We start from the raw sequence: 20,323 nt of genomic DNA, 5'->3' as shown, positions 1-20,323 counted from the left end.
TTGCTAATCTCACTATAAACCTCAGTGTGGTTTCAAAAACAATTAAAAGAACTTAGTAATGATTATTTTCACACTACACAAATTAACAGCCTTTATAATTTCAACTATAGCTTTCGATTAAAAAAAGTGACCAATTTATCTATTTCCTGCGTAACATATGGTTCTTTCCAGTAGGTATCAATATGTGAAGCGCCTTCCAATAAGAAAAGATCTTTATCTTCAGTAGTTAATTTTTTATAGACGTCATCGGTCATATAGCGCGTATCTGCATCAGATCCTGCCATCATTAGCAATGGTTGATTAATTAATTCAACGTGATCTTCGACGTCAAAGGCCATTAAGTTAATCAGGCTGCTTTTAGTATATCGACCCGTAGATCTAGGATGAAAATGAGTATTACCGTAATAGACCATACCGTCCCGATAAAGACCAGCAGGAATTTTTTCAAGCTGTTCTGTTGTGAGAACTACAGGTTGAGTAAATAGTTCACCAATATACTCAACTTCATTACCCCGTTTCTCATTAGTACGTGCTTGAGCGGCGTCTTGTAATCGTTGCTGGATTGAATCAAGTTGTGAATCGTGGAAACCATTTCGTCGAACACGGCCACTATTAAACATACTAATAGTCACGATAGCTTTTAAACGCTTATCAGTTTTTGCTGCCTCAATCGTGTAACCACCACCACCGCAAATCCCTAATGCGCCAATTTTGTTAATATCAACACCAGGAAAACTCTCTAAGAAGTCTGCCATAGCCCGAATATCTTCTGTTCGATAAGCTGGGTTGTCCGTATTACGTGGTAATCCATCACTAGCTCCTTGATAAGCCGCATCAGCCACAACTGTAATATACCCATTATCTGCCAATTTTTGAGCAAATAACCCGGCAACTTGTTCTTTAACACCACCATTTGGATGCGCAACCGTTACTGCTGAATATAATTGATCACTGTCTTCATCATAGTTGGCAGGTGTATAAACATTGGCCCCAATTTTTACACCATTTGCCTCATATTCAACTGTACGAATATTGACCTCACCTGCAACATTTTGAGTCAATGCCCCTTTATAAACTAAACCAAATTGATTTTCCATTCTTAATATCTCATTTCTATATATTTCATCCCTGCAACTCTTGCAAAAGTTTTAATGATGCTGTTGGTCGGTTCAATAGTGTCACTTGGACTAGAACCTTGAACAAATACACCAATCGATTTATCATGCAATGCATCTTTATCCGAATCCTGTGAAAGTCTTTCTAACAGCGTTTTTAAATAGCCACTCATCGTATGCCAGTAAACTGGTGTTCCCAGTATGACAGTTTCAGACTGCTCAATTACACCAAGTACATCGTTAAATTGATCATCTGAAAATTTCTGGCCTATTTGATAGATTTTATAATCCACAAGATTTAATTGTCGATACTTATTACCTTTGAGTAATTTGTTGCCTAGTTTACTTGTATTGCCAGTTACGTTTTCGCTTGCATTGATAAACAATACATTATTACCAAAACCTTGGTTATTTACCTTTTTAAGGATCTTCAAATTTATTCCTCCTTCACAACAATTACTATTGTATCCGCTAGACCGCACTCCAGCGCATAAAGTGCTCCATAATTGTTAGACAAGAAATCTAACAGTTATGGAGCACCTTTTTCTATGGTCAAATATAGTTCAGAATTAAAAGCAGAAGTCGTTAGTGAATATCTTCAAGGTGACATTAGTATCAGTCTTCTTTCAAAGAAACGTAACTTGCCTCGAATACAAGTAGGTAGATGGATACAAAACTTTCGTTTGAGCGGCGCAGACGCTCTTAAACGAAGAAGAGTTAAACGAAGTTTCTCAGTTGAGTTTAAAGTTGATGTGATAAACTACTATCAAACTCATGATGAAACTTTAGCCGAAGTATCCGCAAAATTTGATGTTAATTCTTGTCAAATCAGTCTTTGGAGGACAGCCTTCAATCAGTATGGTATAGAAGCCTTGAAGCCTCATCCGAAAGGCAGAAAAACCAAAGTGAAACATAATAAGAAGAAATTACGTAAGTTAGTAAACAAGAACGAAATCGATCAACTTCGTGAAGAATTGACGAAAAAGAATCAAGAATTATATGATGCAAAATTGGAGAACGAAATCTTAAAAAAATCAATGACCCTGTTCGGAACCTCAAAGGACGAAAGAAAACACAAATAGTTGATCAGATCAGGGTCGAACAAGAGTCTCTTCCGAAATCTAACCGGTATAAAGTCGGCGATATTCTTAAGACCATTGGACTTAAGAAAGCGACTTATCATGATGAACGTAAACGTATCAAAAATTATGTAGATAAGTATGAAGATGTAAAAGTAGAGATACTAAAAATTGCCGAAAGCGGAAGATATCGCGGACGTCTAACCTACGGTTATCGTCGCGTTCAAGAAGAGCTCATTAAATTAGATATCCATCTATCAGACGCCGTAGTGCGTCGTTTGATGGATGAATTAAATGTTCAAGTAAGCCTTTATAACCGCCACAGAAATGGTAGATATTCATCTTATAAAGGTACAGTTGGAAAAGTGGCCCGTAACGTTCTACATCAGCATTTTAATGAAACCGTACCTTTCAAAGTATTACATACCGATGTTACACAAGTACGCTTGGCCGATACTAAGTGGGCTTACGTTTCAGCTATTACTGACGAAGCAAGCAAGGAAGTTTTAGCATTTCAAGTAAGTAATAGTCCTAACAGTAAACTAATTATGGATACACTCGATGAACTCACAGAAAATATTCCGGAAGGAATAAAACCAATAATTCATTCAGATCAAGGTTGGCATTATCAATTGAATTACTATACCGATAAACTCTCTGAAAAAAAATTTATACAAAGCATGTCTCGTAAGGGAAACTGTCTTGATAATGCGCCAATTGAAAGCTTCTTTCATCTTCTTAAAACAGAATGTCTTAATGGATTTCCACAGTGTAAAGATATTGGAGAATTCAAGGAAATCACAAAGAATTACGTCGATTGGTTTAACAATCGACGAATATCACAGAAAACAAAAGGCATGACTCCCTGCGAATACAGGGAACATGCCTTAGCAGTTTAAAAATATTCAATTTTGTCTAACTTTTGTGTTGCACTTTAGCAAGTGCTTTTTAAAAAGTTTTTTTAAATTATTTTGATTGTCCGCTAATCTCCATTAAACAGCAGTTTATAGCTATGCTTATGTAAAAAAAATCAACAGACATCTTGATTATGTCTGTTGATTTTTTTATTTAATTCATTTCGCCATTCAAAATCTTTTGCATAAATACTTCCCGTTCATCATGACAAACTGCTAATGACCCTTGTTTACTTGCCTCTTCATAGTAATGAAGTTTTCCGTTGATTGTTTTCAATGCATTTTGTAAGTCAATAATCTGCTGCTGAACCTTTATTTTCTGTTCCCGAAACATTTCTTTTCTTTCCGATATTGATTCTATACCTTTATCCACTAATTCTAAGTAGTTTTTAATATCTTTCAAAGACATACCTGTTTGCTTAAGCCGATAAACTGTATTTAGTGTCACAATATCCTCTTTACTAAATTCGCGAACACCATTCTCATTTCGCTTTACAAAGGACAACAAACCAATTTTCTCATAGTATCTTAGCGTGTAGATACTAATCTCCATAATATCGCTAACATCACGAATACTATACATAATTACACCCTCAATTCCTCAAAAAGCGCAGTAATTTGTTTAAAGACATTTCCTAGTTAAACACAACTAACAGTATCAATCTTTTATAATTCAAATAAAAGAATTATCAAAGATTTTATTGTACATCATATTATAACAAACCAAACCAGACGTAAAGTCTAAAAATAATACTTGATCATATGAGCATGTCAAATTTTTATGTGTAAATGATAGAGCCCTCAATCTTCTTGGCAATTTTTTTTGCCGCAACCTTAGTATCACCTGATAACAAGGAGCAAATGATCATTTTTTTATTATTCATGCCATCATAACCCATTTTTCATCTTGAACTACTCGTGGGATCACCAACTCGTTCATAATATCGTGAAGTATAACAGAAACATTTAAAGTCTCAGCAACCTTTTTTACTATTCATATATACTATCTCCTACACTATAACTTTATTTGACTGAAAATAATCAATTGAAACCATCAAACTCGCTGAGCAGCCAGAATGCAATTCCACCCACGATAACCGCCGCAATTACGATGCCACCTAAAAACAAATTGAATATTAGCCCTAACCCACCACCAAACAATAATACTAAAAAAATAATAGGATGACGAAGGCAAAATTTAATAAATCCAACGATTAATTTAAAGAACAGCACAGCGAAAATAATTAAACCAATTACGACAGCTAGTCTGGTATTAGTACTCAAGCCTGTAGCTAACATGATAAATTTCATCGAAAACTTCCTCTCTTTTATGCCTAACTTGATGTTCCCGAGGTTAGATCTTAGTAACCCAGACCATTTAACCAACTATTAACATCACTTCTAGCATCTGCTGCATCGCTGCCTGAAACTGAAAAACCTTTCAATACTTTAGCGCGAGTGTATTGCTTTTTCAATGTTTCTGTTGTATTCCCTAGACCAGACCCTTCATGCGTGGTAAATGGCACAACATTTTTATTATTCAAGTTAACGCCATCTAGAAAAGTACGGACAACCATTGGATATTCACTCCACCAGATTGGCGAACCAATAAAAATGGTATCGTACTTGCTAACATCTGGTAGCTTATTCTTTATTTTTGGTCGGGCATTATCTTCTTGTTCTTTTTGGGCAACCTCAGTCGTTTTCTTATAACTTTTTGGATACTCCTTAGCTGGCACTATCTCATATTCGTCACCTTTGGTTTTGGTTTGAATAAAATCGGCAATTCGTTTTGTATTACCAACTTTTAAGTTTCCACCGTAAACACCGTCTTTACGCTAAAAATAAACAATTAATGTTTTACCATTCTTTTTAGCTACTTTACCTTTCGAACTACTTGATTGTGTTTTTTTATTACCCGAAGTTGCTGCCGACTGATCATTTTGATTTGTTGACCGACTTTGGCGTTGGTTATAAACATTATATCCAATCAGTACACCAACTATCGCCACCACTGCAACGATAAAGATCGTAATTCTCGTTTTCATAATTTGTACTCTCCTTTTTATATTTATCATCATTGATAAGAAACATTGTTCTATTTAGTTTCAAAAAGTTGTGAAAATGCATTATAAGCTTGATTTGCCGCCGAATCTATATCGTGACCACCACCACTATCGATGTGATAAATTAGATTCTCCTTAGTAAACTGCTGTGGATGTTGTCGCATTTGCTTAATCTGTGGAGCCATTGAACTGCTTGTGCCATCCGTACCACCAACAGAGGCCAGAATCAAGAAATCATTTGCTTGATAGTCACTATTTTGAACGTGTTTAGCCAGCTTTATTGCAGTTTTTTTTGGTTCTGTTCCCCCACCATTTGCTTCCACCGTCCAACTGTCTCCAGCCATTGGAACATAATATTTAAAAAGGTTCAGATCGTGTTCAAAAACGTACCAGGTCGTAATGGCCCCCATCGAGAATCCACCAAACGCACGATGGTCACGTGAATCTACAAAACCTTTTTTATCTGCAGTTCGCGCATAAGTCCGATAACGCTTCTCAACCGCCGGCATTAAATCGTTGGGCAACTCATTGCGTGCAAATGCTAGATTCAATGGATCATCTTCCACATAATCACTAGTCTTAAAACTATTATTTGGATAATAACTAGGGGTAACGACAATTGTCGGCTTCATTTCTTTTGCGGCAATTTCGTGGTCCAGTAACATTTTAAAAGCACTGCCAGAATTTGTTCCAGCACCACCAAGAAAACTGGCTTCACTCATCATGGCCCCATGTAATAAATATAAAATGTTATAACGCTGAGAATCGTTTGGATTATACCCAACCGGTAAATAAACCAAAGCCTTTTTTTGATATCTTTTATTCTGGTAAGTTGTTTGATAAGTAATTCTCTCAACTTTACCTCGTTGTGCGTCTAAAGCACGTTTCCGATAACTAGCAGGTATTTTTTCCATCTGCTTCCTCCGCTTCTTTTTTGAGCTGTTAACAGTAACCTTCCGATTACTTTGGTCTGTAACAGATTGATTTGTATAAACCAAATACATACTAATTATTCCCAAGCTTATTATTAGCCCTAAAGCAATTAAAATAACTTTTTTCTTCACTAGTCTCACCTCATTTACGCTTGATTCTTGCTTAGCATAAACTATGGAGTCCAGACCAAGGCAAGTCTTTTTTTAAAAAAACTTGCCTTGGTGTGCACACCATGCTGTATATTACAGTTATCAACAAGAATGGAGGAGTATCCATGCTAAAAAATCATCCAGTATCCCTATATATAACTTGGTTAGTTATTATTTTGATCGTCCCATTACCATTAGTTATTCTGTTGAACACCGGTTTATCCGACTCAATTCAACATCTAATAATCTATGACGCCGGAATTGTCGCCTATGTCTGGTGGTTAAGCATTGTCTTATTATCGACACGGCCACAATGGTTAGAATGGCGGATTGGGTTACCTGCTATGTATTTTGTTCACGGCCTACTTGGTGTTTTGGCATTAGGTTTGGCAACTTATCACGTTTTAAATGCTTTTTCAATGGATCAACTTATCAAAAATACCGGTCATTTTGCTTGGTACCTCGCAATTTTTGGGGTTCTTTATGCTAGCTTTTTCCTGTCAGGCTGGCTGGTAGATCGATTTCCAATTGCTGCTTCACTTAAGCGAAAATTGCAATTTATTTTCAAACATCAACTTTCTTTATGGATTCATCGCCTGAATTTTGTGGTTATCGGCTTAATCTGGTTACACGTTCACTTAATTGGTCGGGTCAGTCAAATTACTGATTTTATAATTTTGTTTGATGTCTACACTATTGTTAATCTCGGCTTATATGCTTGGAAAAAATTTGTTGCCAGCTCTGCTGAACGTCTGAATGGACAATTAATTGATAACACCGAATTAAATCAACATGTTCGGCAGGTGAAAATTAAATTAGGTCGTAAAGCCCCTAAGTATCAGGCTGGGGATTTTTACTTCTTATCATTTCAACATGTTACCGGCTTAACTAATGAATCACATCCGTTCTCTGTCACCACTGCCCCAATAAGTTCACCAAACATAATCACTTTTACCATTCAAAATACTGGTGATTTTACCAGCCAGCTATCCAGCATCCCTACTGGTAGCGATGTCAAATTGGAAGGTCCATTTGGACGTTTTGCACCTTTAATTGAAAATGCCAACCCAAAAATTCCTTTAATTTTGATCGGTATGGGAACCGGAATTGCCCCTCTTTTGAGCCTGACACAGCAATATGCAAGTAGTCGAAAAATTCATGTGCTCTGGAGTGTTCATGAAGCTTCTGATTTTTATTATCAACAAGCATTTGATTCCCTAGAATCTCTAATTACTTTTGACCAACATATCACTAGATTTACCACCCTTGACTACCAAAATAAATTAACTGAGCAAGAATTAACGTCCGCCTTATTTTTCATCGTCGGTCCTGCCAATGGTGTTTTAAGTACCGAAAAAGTTCTCCGACACTTGGGGGTTAGCGCAAACCAATTAATCGATGAACGGTTAACAATGTGACGCCTTTTTGTAGTAATTTAAAAATCATTTGTTGCTACCGTTGGATCCTTTAAGGGTTAGCAAAAAAACAGGATTAAAATCTCATTTCCGAGATTTTTAATCCTGTTTTTATTTAAAGAATACTATCTGAAACCTTGTTACCCAATCCTGATTTCTCATAAAATTCTATTCGTTAACAATCAATAGTGATTTAATTGCTTTTCGCTGATCCATAGCATCATAAGCCTTTTGAACATCGTCAAGCTTAAACTGTTGGGTAAAGACTTTGCCAGGATTAATTTTGCCATCTAAAACAGCTTTTAATAATGTCGCCTTATCATAAGTTGTCACAGATGCAATTCCACCGCGAAGACCAATATTCTTCCAGAATAAATTATTCGTATTCATGGTCTCTTTTTGAGGTACGCCAACCCGGCCAACAACGGCACCAGGCCGACCAACTTTAACCGCAGTATCAACAGATTGTTCGGTTCCAACACATTCAAGAACAGCGTCTGCCCCATCACCTGTGAGCGCCATAACTTTGGCAACAGCTTCATCACCACGTTCCGCGATAATGTCTGTAGCTCCAAATTCACGAGCTAATTTTTGGCGATCTTCATGACGACTCATCGCAATAATTCGTTTAGCACCAAGCAACTTAGCAGCAATTACACCACTAAGACCAACAGCACCATCACCCATCACAACCACCGTATCACCTTCAGAAACTTCGGCGCTAACAGCAGCATGATAGCCAGTTGCCATGACATCAGCCAATGCAACAAACGAATTCAATTGATCATCGGAATAATCACTTGGTTGACCAGGAACCTTAACTAATGCCCAATCAGCACTTCTAAAACGTAAGTATTCGGCTTGATAACCAGAACTACCCATCTCTTTTTGATTCAAGCAATTACCATCAAATCCTGCAAGACATGCAGCACAATGCCCACAACCATGTGTAAATGGCGCAATAACAAAATCGCCCACTTTCACGCTATGCACATCTTCGCCAATCTCATCCACAATCCCAATGGCTTCATGACCAACGAGTGAGTTAGCTGGCATATCATTGATTCCTCGGAACCACCATAGATCTGATCCACACACACTAGCTCTTACTACTTTGATAATCGCGTCAGTTGAGTTTTGAATGGTTGGCTTATCAACCTCTTGAATTTCGACTTTACCGGGCTTAATAAATACTGTTGCTTTCATTTTAAGATTCTCCTCTTATTAGATTAGCTATTCAGGATCTGTTGCAACCAAACCGCCTGCCAAATTAGTCATATCTGGCTTATTAGCAGTCACAATAAGTTGCTCATTTACAAAAGCATTCAATCCTAAATTACTCATTTCACGACCATAACCAGAATTTTTCACACCACCAAATGGTAAATCAGGTAATGAAGTCATAAAGTTATTGACAAACACCATTCCAGTCTCAATTTGACTGGCAACTTTTGTCCCCCGTTTAGGATCGCCACTGAAAACAATGCCCCCTAAACCTAAGTCAGAATCATTAGCCAAATCAATTGCTTCTTGTTCACTATTAACTTTATAAACTTGGGCAACCGGGCCAAACATTTCTTCTGCATAAGCCGGATTATCCTTATGAATATCTGTTAAAATCGTTGGTTGGAAAAATTGACCAGGTAAATCGATTTTTTCATTGCCATAATACAAGGTTGCCCCTTTTGCGATTGCTTCATCAACTTGGGCCTGCAATTTTTCTTTAGCTCGCTTAGAATTCATCGGTGCCAAAGTAGTTTGACTATCCATAGGATCACCAGGCTTTGCATTGGCAAAATTTTCCTTAAGTTTCGCTAAAAATTGGTCATATACGTTAGCTGCCACAATAAAACGTTTCGATGACGTGCAAACTTGTCCCGCATTATATAGTCGAGCCCGCCAAGCAATATTAGCTACACTTTCAATATCTGCATCATCCAAAACAACGAAAGCATCGGTTCCACCAAGCTCCATCGTATTTTTCTTTAGATTCTCACCAGCCGCTTTAGCAACACTGCGGCCACCACGTTCAGAACCCGTGAGCGCCACCCCTTGGACACGTGAATCAGCAATAATTTCAGAAACTTGATCATAACTTAAAAATAGATTTTGCAAACTTGCATCAGGAGCCGAAGAGGCCTTGATAATATCTTCAAACGCAACCGCAGATCCTGGTGTATTAGAAGCGTGTTTCAAAATCATAGGATTTCCCACCATAAAGTTAGGCGCAAAAACACGCATAATTTGATACATCGGAAAATTCCATGGTTCAACCATCATTAAAATTCCTAAGGGATGCTTTTGAATCTGCGCATCACCAGTCGCAACTGTCTCAATCTTGGTAGGAGCTAATAAATCTGCCCCATGATCAGCAAAATAATCTGCAATCAGCGCACAAAGTTCGGCTTCACCCTGTGCTTCTCGATATAGTTTGCCCATATCGGTAACCATTGCTTTGGCTAATTGATCCCGATTTTTCCGGAAACGATCGGCAATGTCATGCAATTGGGCTGCACGTTGAATCGGTGGCTCTTTTTCCATTTGCTTAAATAAACTATTCCCTTTTTCAAGAGCATCCTGAATTTCACCAGTTGTGGCGTTAGAGTACTCTTTAACAACCTCATTTGTATAAGGATTAATTGTTGCATATGCCATTAAAAAACACCTCTATAAATATTCTTGACTAATTTTATTTTTAATATACGGGACGATCTTCACCTTGAGTTGCGGGATCAGCAATTCCCAAGCTATCCTTTGAACCAACAGTAGGATCGGCCACAATCTTTAAAACAACGTCCGCAATACTTTGACGTGAACCGGACACACCATTGTATTGATCATTTCTATGGGTGAGCACGTACTTAACTTCATCACGATCATTTAACCATGGGAGCCTTAAAGTTGTGTAATCTAAACCAGACTCCTCAAGTAATTTGTCAGAATTAATGGCAGCTTGTAACCCACTCATGACACTTTGTTTGTTCCAACGGCCAAATTCACCAGGTACTTCATCATACAAGCCTAAGATATTTGTGAAAATAACTCGCTGAACACCGTTTTCTTTCATCGCTGTGATCACATTTTTTGTCCATGCATTGTTAGAAGTATGATCCACAACGGCTACAAATACCATATCCTGGCCAGCAACCGCTTTGTTTAGAACACTCTCATTGTCCAAACTTCCTTCTACAACTGTAACGCGGTTATCTTTAGCCAAATTGCTCAACCGTTGACTGTTACGTAATAATAAAGTCAATTCAACATCATCAAACGTCGATTCGTTTAAAATACGATCCTCAACAATTCGGGCAATTTGACCATTTGCTGCTGCAATTAATAATTTCATAGTTAATTCCTCCATTTTTTAAATTCGCTTTTATCATATACCCTGAAGTACACTTTAATGCAAGCCTTTACATTTACAGACTTTTATATTTATTATCCTTGCCGTGAAGGCCGCACAACAATTTCATTGATTGCGGTATCACTAGGTAAATCAATCGCCGTTGCAATCGTTGTCGCGATCCGATCGGGCGTAATTGCAAATTGATCATAATATGAATCCATCGCTTTTTTCTGATCAGAATCGGTGACATGATCGACCAATTCGGTTGCAATCGCACCAGGTGAAATAACCGTCACACGGACATTACTCCCAGCAGCTGCTTCCTCTTGACGAAGTGCTTCACTAATCATCCAAACACCAGCCTTTGTGGCACTATAAACACCACCACCAGAATGAACGGCATGGGCCGCAACGGAAGCTACATTAATAAATTGACCTGCCTTTTGATCACGCATAGCTGGTAAAGCGGCATTAATTCCATATAAAACACCACGAAGATTAACATCAATCATGCGATTCCAATCTTCCACACGGCCCTTAATAAACTCAGAATGAGGCATTAAACCCGCATTATTCATCCAAACGTCAATCCTGCCAAATTTATCTAATGCTAACTGAGCAAGGGCTTTTACTGAATCAAGATCAGTTACATCTGTAACAGCATAAACAGCCTGTCCATTCTCTTTTTCAATATCTGCAACAATTTCTTGTAACTTCTTTTCACGACGAGCGGCAATAACTAATTTATTCCCCTTTGCTGCTAGTAGTTTGGCTGTTGCTTCGCCAATTCCGCTGGAAGCTCCTGTAATAACAACTACTTTACTTTCTTCACTCACAATAATTTTCTCCTTCATTACATATATTTATTTAAAATTCTTTAACAACCAAAGTCTAAACCTTCGTCCGTACTTCAATGTAAATCATACTGATAATTAGTTTTACAATCCGGCCCGTTTAGCCAATTCTGGTGTATAGCGATTACCCACAATTTTAATATTTTTAGACAATTGATCAATGCGGGCTAATTCTTCAGAAGAGAATGCCACATTTAAAGCACCCAAATTTTCTTGTAATCTTGTTAATTTGGTTGTTCCCGGAATTGGAACGATCCAAGGCTTCTGTGCCAATAACCAGGCCAAAGCGATTTGTGCAGGGGTTGCTTGTTTTTTAATGGCAAATTCTTTTATAAGGTCTAATAATTTTTGATTTGCTTCAAGCGCCTCTTTAGTAAATCGGGGTAATTTACTTCGGCCATCATTTTTGGCAAAGGTTGTATTCGTATTAATTTTTCCCGTTAAGAAACCTTTTCCTAAAGGACTAAATGGCATAAAACCGATCCCTAATTTTTCCAATAGCGGCAACAATTCATTTTCTGGTTCTCTGGTCCACAATGAGTATTCACTTTCAACTGCTGTTAAAGGCTCGACTGCATTAGCTTTTTTGATTGTTTCAATTCCAGCTTCGGACAATCCCCAATGCTTAATTTTCCCGGCTTTTTTTAGTTGTCCCATTGTATAAGCCACATCTTCAATGGGAATTTTCGGATCAACACGGTGAAGATAATACAAGTCAATGGCATCTACGTTTAAACGCTTAAGTGATCCTTCTACAGATTGACGAATCCCGTCTAGATTAGCATCTACAACCTGTTTACCATTTTCAATTCGAATCCCGCACTTCGTGGAAATTGTGACCTTATCTTTATACGGGGCCAACGCTTTTCCTAACAGACTTTCATTGGTGAACGGTCCATAGACTTCTGCCGTATCGAAAAATGTTTCACCCATTTCAACCGATGCTTGCAAAAGCTTAATCATTTCTTGTTGATCAGGCGGATTTCCATAGGCAAAATTCATTCCCATGCAACCTAAACCCAGCGCATCAACCTGCATACTACCAAGATTTCTTTTTTGCAAAATTATCACCCTTCAATAAGTTAAGTTTCGAATTATCGCCTATCCTTGACCATCTTTAAACGCAGGATACAACGTCATTCCACCGTCAATAAACAGCGTAATGCCAGTTACATAACTCGATTCATCTGAGGCTAACCATGCGGCGCCAGCTGCGACCTCTTCAGGTGTGCCAATCCGATTCATGGGAACCATAGAAACTGTCTGATCATACTGTGCTTGATCAGCAAATTTTTTAGCGTTAATGGGTGTATTAATCGCACCAGGTCCAATTGCATTTACACGAACACCCTCTTTGGCATATTCCATAGCAATGGTTTGCGTGAATAGTTTTACGCCACCCTTAGCAGCTGCATAACTTGCAAAAGTTGGCCAAGGGATCTGTTCATGAACAGAAGACATATTGATAATATTTCCTTTTTTACTATGAGCTTTAAAATAAGCCAAAGCTGTTTTAGAACCCTAGAAAACTCCCGTTTGATCGATGGAAACTACTTTATTCCAGTCATCCAATGATAATTCATGGGTTGGTGATTTAATTTCCATCCCTGCGTTATTTACCCAAACATCTAAATCACCAAAGTTATCTAGTGCTGCTTGAAGTAAGTCATGATTTCCTTTTTCCGTTGAGACATTTGCTTGCACAATAACCGCCTTACCGCCATTTTTTGTCACTTTATCGGCAGCTGTTTGAGCACCAACTTGGTCACTATTGTAATTGATCACAACAGACATGTGTTCTTGCCCAAAACGATTAGCAATTACATTGCCAATCCCTTTTGAACCCCCGGTAATAACTGCTACTTTTCCATATAAATCTGTGTACATAATGAATTTCCTCCTTAAATAATAGTTGTCGTAATTGCCCCAATTACAATCAAAAATAACCCAATTAATGTGAAGCTTAACTCACGATGACTCTTCTTTTCATGTAGAAATACCATCCCGCCAATCGTGGAGATCACGACAGAAAGTTGAGAGACCACAAATGCTGAGTTCACTCCGTTATCACGGACCGACAATATGTACGTGATTGCAGCAAATGAAAAGATTATTCCTGCAAGCAGACTTTGCCAGCTTGCTTTTTCACGTAACACTTTAGGTTGATGGGTTGCGGAAATATAAATCAGTACCGCAATGACCATCCCAACAGATTCAGGCAAGAAAATAGCTAATCCTGACGTAGCCATGGCTTTTGGAATTGCGTTATAAACCAGAAATCCAAACGTTGTCAGAAACAACATAATTAGAGTTTTCGTTTGACTGCTATTTTTGCTCTGTTGCATTTTTCTATCATGAACAGCCGTTAGTGAAATGCCAATAATTAAAAGTAAAATACCAATTACACCAAATATTTTGGCATTACTTGATGCCCATTCACCAAACAAAAATACCCCAATTAACGAAGTCCCAATTAGCTGTAGACCTGTAGAAATTGGCATTGTCTGAGAAACACCAATTTCATGATAAGCGGTATATTGTCCCAATTGACCAATAATCCAAAAACCACCGGCAAAAGCTGCCAGAATAAAGCTTGCTAAAGAAATTGTTGGATGAATAACCGCGTAGACAATAAAACTAACTAAAAGGGTGCCAACTGCTGTACCAAAAATTTGATTAACCGGTCGGCCATTTATACGTTCAACAGCTAATGGTAGAATTCCCCATGCAACTGCCGGTAGTAACATTAAAATAATATTCATAAGTCCACCTTTCCTAATTCAGATCATTTTCATTTAAAAACTTAGCTAATGCTTTTTTATTATCATCATAGCGAAAACCATTGATAATTTTTGCGTTATCCCCTTTTGCAAGTTTCCGCATATCAGGCATTGAACGACTAACTGGATCACTCATACTTGTCGTAAATGGCACGATTGTTTTTCCAGAAAAATCAAACTTCTCAAACAACGAATGGATAATCATTGGCGGTTGATGCCACCAGGTGGGATACCCAACGAAGATTGTGTCGTATTGATCCAAGTTAGTGATCTTAGTTCGAATTGCTGGATGAATCTTATCAGCCAACTGTTTTTGGGCAACTTTCACATAAGCATCATAGCCACTAGGGTAAGCTTTTTGAGGCTGAAGCCGGATAATATCTGCTCCGGTGTCTGCCTTAATTTGCTTAGCCGCTTCCTCAGTTGAACCAGACAGTGAGAAATAGATAATTAAACGCTTTTTAGAATTCGTTTGTTTCTTCTGGACAATATCCGTTGTATGACTTATTTTCATACCTGTCGATTTATGCTGAAAACGAAAGACCGTAAATCCACCAGCCAAGATAATTACAATAACTCCAATGACAATCAATAGTCTTTTTTTCATTTCTTCCATCCCTTTTCGATTACTTCATCTCGAAGCTTAAACCTTCGTCTGCACTCCATGGCAAGCCTTTTTTTAAATCAATTATTATCTGCGTGAACCTGGCTCACCCACTGGGTCACTCGCTTATCAGCCTGATCAACTTTATTACCGTCAACTACTAAAGCCTTCGTAAAGGTATCGCGCTCGCCACCTTGTTCACGGATAATTTCTCGAACTCGCTGGACGCTATCTCCTTGACCATAACCGCCTTCAGTCATAAAAGGTGCAATGATTTTATCAGTCAAGCGACCCCCGTATGTTTTCAAAAAAGCTGTCATTGGGTGAGATAAAGTCATCGCCCAGATCGGATAGCCCAAATAGATGGTGTCGTATTGCTTTAAATCGGGAACTTGCATGTTAAGTTCAGGATAATCTTGATTTTCTCTTTCTGAATTGGCTCTTGAAAGGGTCTTTTGATAATTTCCGGCGTAAGGATCCTTTACGACAATTTCTAAAATATCCGGATTGGTTTGATTGGCAATTTTACTAGCCAGCAATTCGGTACTACCCGACCGAGAAAAATAAATAATTAAACTTTTAGCAGTTTTTGTAATTTTGCGTGTGGGCTTATTTTGACTATTGGTATCTTGACCATCTGATCTTGTGCCATATCCATTTTGCCATTCCCGGTCGTTTTTACTGAGTTGTGGTGCTGAAATTGACTGGCCAGCAATTTTATAGTTAGCCTGCTGATTTTTGTTTGATACTGAATCGTTATTAAAATTCATAATTATAATTCCTCCAATTCCAAGGATTAGACATCCCATGATCACTGCTATTAACTTAATCTTTTTCATTTTCTTTTTGTCCTTTAAACTTATTCAATAAAGTCACTGTAAACTATGGTCTGTACTTCAAGGCAAGCACTTTCTCTCAAAATATGTCACGCATAAAAAACGTAATCCCAATGATGACCGCTGCAAAGGCCAATAAGTAACCTAACAAAAGGTTAAAAGAAAATCCTAATCCACTAAATAGGAGCATTAATATAAAAATATAGGGATGTTGAAAACAGAATTTAATAAAGCTTATTATTAAATTAGAAAACAAGCTCATTAAGACAATGATGCCCGTTACAATTGCAATCTTATCGCCGTGACTCATAGCCACACTTAACATTAGAAATAACATGACTTCTACGTACCTTCTTAACTAATAAATTCTTTGTTCAAACTCTCTTAAAGTTTCATGCTTTTACAGACTAATCGCGCTAATCGGTCGTTCTCACATTTTTAAGCTTATTCACTAAACTCATCACAACGGCTAATATGACAAAAACAATCATATTAATCCAAAACAAGTTTCGAATATTATCGATGTGCAAAACATTTTGAATTAGCAATGCGGTATATGGTGATAGAGAGCCGGCCAAATTGTAAGCAATCAGGATTAATGAAGTTGCCATTATGTTTCCACTCCCGCCTAAATTAACAGCATTTAAAATCCATGGGAAAAACAAACGCGCACCAATTCCAGTCAAGAATCCGCCCAAAGCGGTTAACCAAGTTGTATTTGAAATGGCAATTAAAAACATTGCTAAGCCTAGAGATAAAAAGGCAGCCACTAAAATGTAATCTTTCAACCAGGTAAAAACGCGTCCAAAGAGAATGCCACCAAGCATTGCTCCTAAACTCAGACCTAAAATAACGTAACTTGCAGACGTAGCTGTTCCATATCCCGCATTAACCATTAAGGTTGGCACTTTAATTCCCATAATCATATAAAAGGTAATCACAATAAAGGTTAGGATCATGTAGCCAAAAATTGCATTAGGTAATTTTGATTTTTTTGTTGAACCTTTAACTTTAGAGCCCGTTGTTAATTCTGTTTTTGGTATTTTAGGTACGAATAAAGCAAACATTATTAATGCAGGGATCGTGATTAAATATGCCCAAAATGACATATGCCAATTAAACCTTACAAGTTGGCCAGCAATAAATGTGACTAACACCCCAGACCTTCAAAGGTACTTTGAAAACCAAGTGTTTGTGATCGTTCGCTACCCTTGAAAAAGTAACTAATAATACTAACTAGTAACGAATTAAACAAGCCAATTCCAAAGCCAAATGCGGCCCGTGAAATCATCAGGAACAGAAAACTATTGATTATCACTGGGGACAACCCAGCAATAACGGTGATAAAAACCCCAACCAGTACAGTTTGTTTTAATCCAATTCGTTTGGCAATCCAATTACTCAATAGAATTGCAATTAGCAAGAATAAAGATGGAATGGTTGTGAGAAGTTCAATTTGAGCCAAAGCGACATTAGGAAATGCTTTTGCCAAAACTGGGATGTTAGCATTAATTGCCGGTGCAGATGCCGTCACAACCGACACCAGCAGGATAGATAATTTTATTAAAGAACGTTTGGTGTTTTGCATTTTGTAGTTCCTCCATATGTGACTACCGGTCATATTTTTTTTTAAAAACATCGTCACTTATTAAATAGTGACGATCACGTTACGCATTAATTAGGTATGGCTGTAACAAAGCACTTAGTTGCAAATCACAGAACCGTTTTACAGTCGCGATTGGATCAACTGTTTTAGGAGATATACACCAGGTAAAAATAACGCCATACATTTCCGTTAAAAAAAGTTGTGCGAGTTGGTGCACCGGCGTGTTCACCTTTAATTTATCTGCATCAATTAATTTCATCAAAAGCTGTTCAAAAGACTGAACATCAAATTGCCATTTATTGCTATTCGTCTCGGAAAAGCTAATGTAGCGTACCCACTGACGAGCCAATTCGATTTTTGAATTAAAAATAACGGACATAAAATCAATTAAATATTTCTTTATAATAATGATTGGGTCATCTTGTTCGCTTAAAATGGTTTGCGTATTTAGCTTAGCAAAGTGCTCTTTACTTAATTCAAAGATCAAATCTTCTTTACGTTCAAAATAATTATAAAAAGTGCCTTTAGCGATCCCGCTGGTTTTCACGATATCATCCACGGAAATATTTTCATAACCCTTTTGCACAATTAAATGATCTGCTGCTTCAATCAAACTTTGCCGAGTTGCGATTGCATTATCTTCTCTTTTTCCCACTGGTCTCACCTCAAAAAGAAGTATACAACATTTACGCCTTAAAAACAATGACTAACGGTCATTTTATTTTTTTATCCCTTATTCAACTTAATCTTTTGCATCATACGCCAACTTTTCTTTTTCGTAGTTTAAGGTATGATCTTCAAAATTAACAATTTTATAGTCTAAATATTTGATTGTTTTGTCGATTTCGGCGCGTTTCTCTTTCAATTCCTGGCGTTGATCCATCAATAATGATTTACGAGTTTGTTCCGTTTGACTGCCTTCACGATATAATTTTACAAATTCGATCAGCGCTTCAATTGACATCCCTGCCTTTCGCAAAGCTTTAATATAGAAAACCCAGTTCATATCGTGTTCACTATATTCACGATAGCCACTTTCATTCCGTTTAATTTCCGGTAACAGTCCAAGCCGTTCCCAGTAGCGGAGCGTGTCTTTTGTTAACTCAAACTTTTTACTGACGCCGTTTATGTTCATTTGATTCAACCTCTTTTTCATGTTTATCTTTTACTTACTTTATTATTCTAAACCTTGGTCCTCACTTCAAGGCAAGGAAAAAATAAATTTTTCTCTCAAACATTAAAACGGCGCTAAATCTCTTTCGGAATTTAACACCGTTTTTCTATTTTTCGAATAAGATAGCTCCCGCATTTTCTGCAAGATCTGAAAATGTTTCAAGCGTATCTGTTAAAGGCGTCGAGGCACTAGTTGCAAAAGCCACGACTTTTTTACCTGCAAAATCAACTTGATCAAATAAACTGTGAATGATCATTGGTGGTTGTGACCACCATGTGGGATATCCCACATAAACTTTATCATAACGTGTTAAATCTGGGAGCGGTTTTTTCAATTCCGGATGAACTTGCTTATCTTTTTCATTTTGAGCAACGGCTACAATCCCATCATAATCGCTTGGATAAGTTTTTTTTGCTTGTAACTGATAAATATCTGCGTTCAACTTTTTTTGTAAGTTTAATGCAGCTTTCTTTGTAGTTCCCGATAGTGAAAAATAGATAATTAACTCTTTTGCCATGTCATATACTTCTTTCTACTCAAACTAAGTCTATTGACCGCCGCCCAGTCGATTGACTTGCTCTGGATCACGATGATCAAAGAAAGCCGACTCCTTCATATCTAATGCCGCAATTTGTTTCATTTCCGGATCACTTAATTCAAAATCAAAGATATTAATATTTTCTTCCATTCGGTTTTTATGAACCGATTTGGCCAGACTAACAATGCCACGTTGATATAGCCACCGTAAAACAACTTGACCTACACCTTTATTATGATCAGATCCAATTTTTTCTAAGACTTCATTCGTAAATAAATTGTGTCGTCCCTCTGCAAATGGTGCCCAAGCTTCTGGCTGAATACCTAATTTTTCATGCCATGTCATTTCATTTTTTTGTTGATTCCATGGATTAAGTTCAATTTGATTAACTGCAGGTGTCACAGTATTATGCAAATTCAAATCGACAAAACGGTCTGCACTGAAATTTGAAATTCCGATTGCGCGAACTTTTCCTTCTTTTTGCAAATCTTCCATTGCTCTCCATGAGCCATACACGTCTCCATAAGGTTGATGAATAAGATACAAATCAAGATAATCTAATTGAAGTTTGTCCAAAGATTCTTGAAATGCTTGCTTCGTTGCGTCGTAGCCAGTTGAGCTAACCCAGACTTTTGTTGTAATAAACAAGTCATTACGATCAACACTAGTCTCTTTGATTGCTTCCCCAACTTCAGCTTCGTTCCCGTATGCTTGAGCTGTATCAAGCAATCGATACCCTGCATCAATTGCGTTTAAAACTGCTTGTTTTGTGCCACCATTTTCAATTTGGAAAACACCAAATCCGACTGCAGGCATCTCAATACCATTATTTAATTTAAAAGTTGGAACTGTCATCATTAAAAACTTCCTTTCATATTTACAAGACCTATGATAAACCCTGGTGTGGACTCCAA

General features: G+C 37.5%; 23 protein-coding genes and 2 pseudogenes. 3 read left to right on the top strand and 22 right to left on the bottom strand.

Going from position 1 to position 20,323, the window contains the following annotated elements; all coding sequences use genetic code 11:
• Positions 1-104: 104 nt before the first annotated feature.
• Together ACLHK8_RS01055 and ACLHK8_RS01050 are read right to left on the bottom strand one after the other, a co-directional pair.
• A complete protein-coding gene (locus tag ACLHK8_RS01055; RefSeq protein ID WP_057775461.1) occupies positions 105-1,097 on the bottom strand; it encodes an alpha/beta hydrolase in 993 nt (330 codons plus the stop codon).
• Positions 1,098-1,099: 2 nt separating this feature from the next.
• Positions 1,100-1,549, bottom strand: coding sequence for a flavodoxin family protein (locus tag ACLHK8_RS01050; protein WP_057775459.1), 450 nt, complete (start codon positions 1,547-1,549; stop codon positions 1,100-1,102).
• A 114-nt stretch (positions 1,550-1,663) separates the two neighbouring features.
• On the opposite strand from ACLHK8_RS01050, the gene ACLHK8_RS01045 reads away from it, so the two are divergent.
• Both ACLHK8_RS01045 and ACLHK8_RS01040 read left to right on the top strand, forming a co-directional pair.
• Complete coding sequence (locus tag ACLHK8_RS01045; protein WP_002331365.1) at positions 1,664-2,197, top strand: helix-turn-helix domain-containing protein; 534 nt, start codon at positions 1,664-1,666, stop codon at positions 2,195-2,197.
• Positions 2,125-3,093 carry an IS3 family transposase gene (locus ACLHK8_RS01040; RefSeq protein ID WP_226997409.1) on the top strand — a complete coding sequence of 323 codons (969 nt, stop codon included), beginning with the start codon at positions 2,125-2,127 and terminating at the stop codon, positions 3,091-3,093. The genes ACLHK8_RS01045 and ACLHK8_RS01040 overlap by 73 nt, the downstream gene beginning before the upstream one ends.
• 169 nt (positions 3,094-3,262) lie before the next feature.
• Here ACLHK8_RS01040 and ACLHK8_RS01035 read toward each other — a convergent pair whose 3' ends face one another.
• From ACLHK8_RS01035 to ACLHK8_RS01015, 5 genes and pseudogenes are all read right to left on the bottom strand, one after another.
• A complete protein-coding gene (locus ACLHK8_RS01035; RefSeq protein ID WP_082854851.1) occupies positions 3,263-3,691 on the bottom strand; it encodes a MerR family transcriptional regulator in 429 nt (142 codons plus the stop codon).
• Between the two features lie 458 nt (positions 3,692-4,149).
• Positions 4,150-4,419 (bottom strand): hypothetical protein, encoded by a 270-nt coding sequence (locus tag ACLHK8_RS01030; RefSeq protein WP_231908596.1) that lies wholly within the window; start codon positions 4,417-4,419, stop codon positions 4,150-4,152.
• Between the two features lie 50 nt (positions 4,420-4,469).
• Positions 4,470-4,922, bottom strand: a pseudogene (locus ACLHK8_RS01025) (flavodoxin); the annotation flags it as partial.
• A gap of 24 nt (positions 4,923-4,946) precedes the next feature.
• The gene (locus ACLHK8_RS01020) at positions 4,947-5,156 is read right to left on the bottom strand and encodes a hypothetical protein (RefSeq protein WP_197460024.1); all 210 of its coding nucleotides are present in this window, start codon (positions 5,154-5,156) and stop codon (positions 4,947-4,949) included.
• A 50-nt stretch (positions 5,157-5,206) separates the two neighbouring features.
• Positions 5,207-6,088, bottom strand: a complete 882-nt coding sequence (locus ACLHK8_RS01015) for an alpha/beta hydrolase (protein WP_197460025.1) — start codon at positions 6,086-6,088, stop codon at positions 5,207-5,209.
• A 293-nt stretch (positions 6,089-6,381) separates the two neighbouring features.
• On the opposite strand from ACLHK8_RS01015, the gene ACLHK8_RS01010 reads away from it, so the two are divergent.
• Positions 6,382-7,674 carry an FAD-binding oxidoreductase gene (locus tag ACLHK8_RS01010; RefSeq protein ID WP_063697619.1) on the top strand — a complete coding sequence of 431 codons (1,293 nt, stop codon included), beginning with the start codon at positions 6,382-6,384 and terminating at the stop codon, positions 7,672-7,674.
• A gap of 165 nt (positions 7,675-7,839) precedes the next feature.
• Here ACLHK8_RS01010 and ACLHK8_RS01005 read toward each other — a convergent pair whose 3' ends face one another.
• The 15 genes and pseudogenes from ACLHK8_RS01005 to ACLHK8_RS00935 all read right to left on the bottom strand — a co-directional run bounded on the left by ACLHK8_RS01005 (position 7,840) and on the right by ACLHK8_RS00935 (position 20,267).
• A complete protein-coding gene (locus ACLHK8_RS01005) occupies positions 7,840-8,877 on the bottom strand; it encodes a zinc-dependent alcohol dehydrogenase family protein (protein ID WP_063697623.1) in 1,038 nt (345 codons plus the stop codon).
• Positions 8,878-8,904: 27 nt separating this feature from the next.
• The gene (locus ACLHK8_RS01000) at positions 8,905-10,326 is read right to left on the bottom strand and encodes an NAD-dependent succinate-semialdehyde dehydrogenase (protein ID WP_063697626.1); all 1,422 of its coding nucleotides are present in this window, start codon (positions 10,324-10,326) and stop codon (positions 8,905-8,907) included.
• A gap of 40 nt (positions 10,327-10,366) precedes the next feature.
• On the bottom strand, positions 10,367-11,017 hold the full coding sequence (locus ACLHK8_RS00995; RefSeq protein ID WP_057774548.1) for an NAD(P)H-binding protein: 651 nt from the start codon (positions 11,015-11,017) through the stop codon (positions 10,367-10,369).
• Positions 11,018-11,109: 92 nt separating this feature from the next.
• Positions 11,110-11,853: an SDR family oxidoreductase gene (locus tag ACLHK8_RS00990; protein WP_063697632.1), complete on the bottom strand. Its 744-nt coding sequence runs from the start codon at positions 11,851-11,853 to the stop codon at positions 11,110-11,112.
• A gap of 102 nt (positions 11,854-11,955) precedes the next feature.
• Positions 11,956-12,933, bottom strand: a complete 978-nt coding sequence (locus ACLHK8_RS00985) for an aldo/keto reductase (protein ID WP_063697636.1) — start codon at positions 12,931-12,933, stop codon at positions 11,956-11,958.
• Between the two features lie 39 nt (positions 12,934-12,972).
• A pseudogene (locus tag ACLHK8_RS00980) lies at positions 12,973-13,758 on the bottom strand (glucose-1-dehydrogenase).
• A gap of 14 nt (positions 13,759-13,772) precedes the next feature.
• Positions 13,773-14,633, bottom strand: coding sequence for a GRP family sugar transporter (locus ACLHK8_RS00975; RefSeq protein ID WP_057774556.1), 861 nt, complete (start codon positions 14,631-14,633; stop codon positions 13,773-13,775).
• Positions 14,634-14,646: 13 nt separating this feature from the next.
• A complete protein-coding gene (locus ACLHK8_RS00970) occupies positions 14,647-15,258 on the bottom strand; it encodes a flavodoxin (protein WP_231908597.1) in 612 nt (203 codons plus the stop codon).
• Positions 15,259-15,335: 77 nt separating this feature from the next.
• Positions 15,336-16,025: a flavodoxin family protein gene (locus ACLHK8_RS00965; RefSeq protein ID WP_082623306.1), complete on the bottom strand. Its 690-nt coding sequence runs from the start codon at positions 16,023-16,025 to the stop codon at positions 15,336-15,338.
• 482 nt (positions 16,026-16,507) lie between these two features.
• On the bottom strand, positions 16,508-17,248 hold the full coding sequence (locus ACLHK8_RS00960) for a hypothetical protein (protein ID WP_434520345.1): 741 nt from the start codon (positions 17,246-17,248) through the stop codon (positions 16,508-16,510).
• The gene (locus ACLHK8_RS00955) at positions 17,242-17,679 is read right to left on the bottom strand and encodes an MFS transporter (protein WP_197460027.1); all 438 of its coding nucleotides are present in this window, start codon (positions 17,677-17,679) and stop codon (positions 17,242-17,244) included. Before ACLHK8_RS00955 ends, ACLHK8_RS00960 begins: the two co-directional genes overlap by 7 nt.
• 79 nt (positions 17,680-17,758) lie before the next feature.
• On the bottom strand, positions 17,759-18,352 hold the full coding sequence (locus ACLHK8_RS00950; protein ID WP_057774567.1) for a TetR/AcrR family transcriptional regulator: 594 nt from the start codon (positions 18,350-18,352) through the stop codon (positions 17,759-17,761).
• A gap of 87 nt (positions 18,353-18,439) precedes the next feature.
• Positions 18,440-18,832, bottom strand: a complete 393-nt coding sequence (locus ACLHK8_RS00945; protein ID WP_105782195.1) for a MerR family transcriptional regulator — start codon at positions 18,830-18,832, stop codon at positions 18,440-18,442.
• Positions 18,833-18,977: 145 nt separating this feature from the next.
• On the bottom strand, positions 18,978-19,388 hold the full coding sequence (locus ACLHK8_RS00940) for a flavodoxin (RefSeq protein ID WP_057774573.1): 411 nt from the start codon (positions 19,386-19,388) through the stop codon (positions 18,978-18,980).
• 30 nt (positions 19,389-19,418) lie between these two features.
• A complete protein-coding gene (locus ACLHK8_RS00935; RefSeq protein ID WP_236698836.1) occupies positions 19,419-20,267 on the bottom strand; it encodes an aldo/keto reductase in 849 nt (282 codons plus the stop codon).
• Between the last annotated feature and the right edge of the window lie 56 nt (positions 20,268-20,323).

This window comes from Pediococcus sp. M21F004 (assembly GCF_051122535.1).
Classification (GTDB): domain Bacteria; phylum Bacillota; class Bacilli; order Lactobacillales; family Lactobacillaceae; genus Pediococcus; species Pediococcus inopinatus.
Note: the sequence above shows the minus strand (reverse complement) of the source record. Positions and strands in the feature narration are given on the sequence as shown.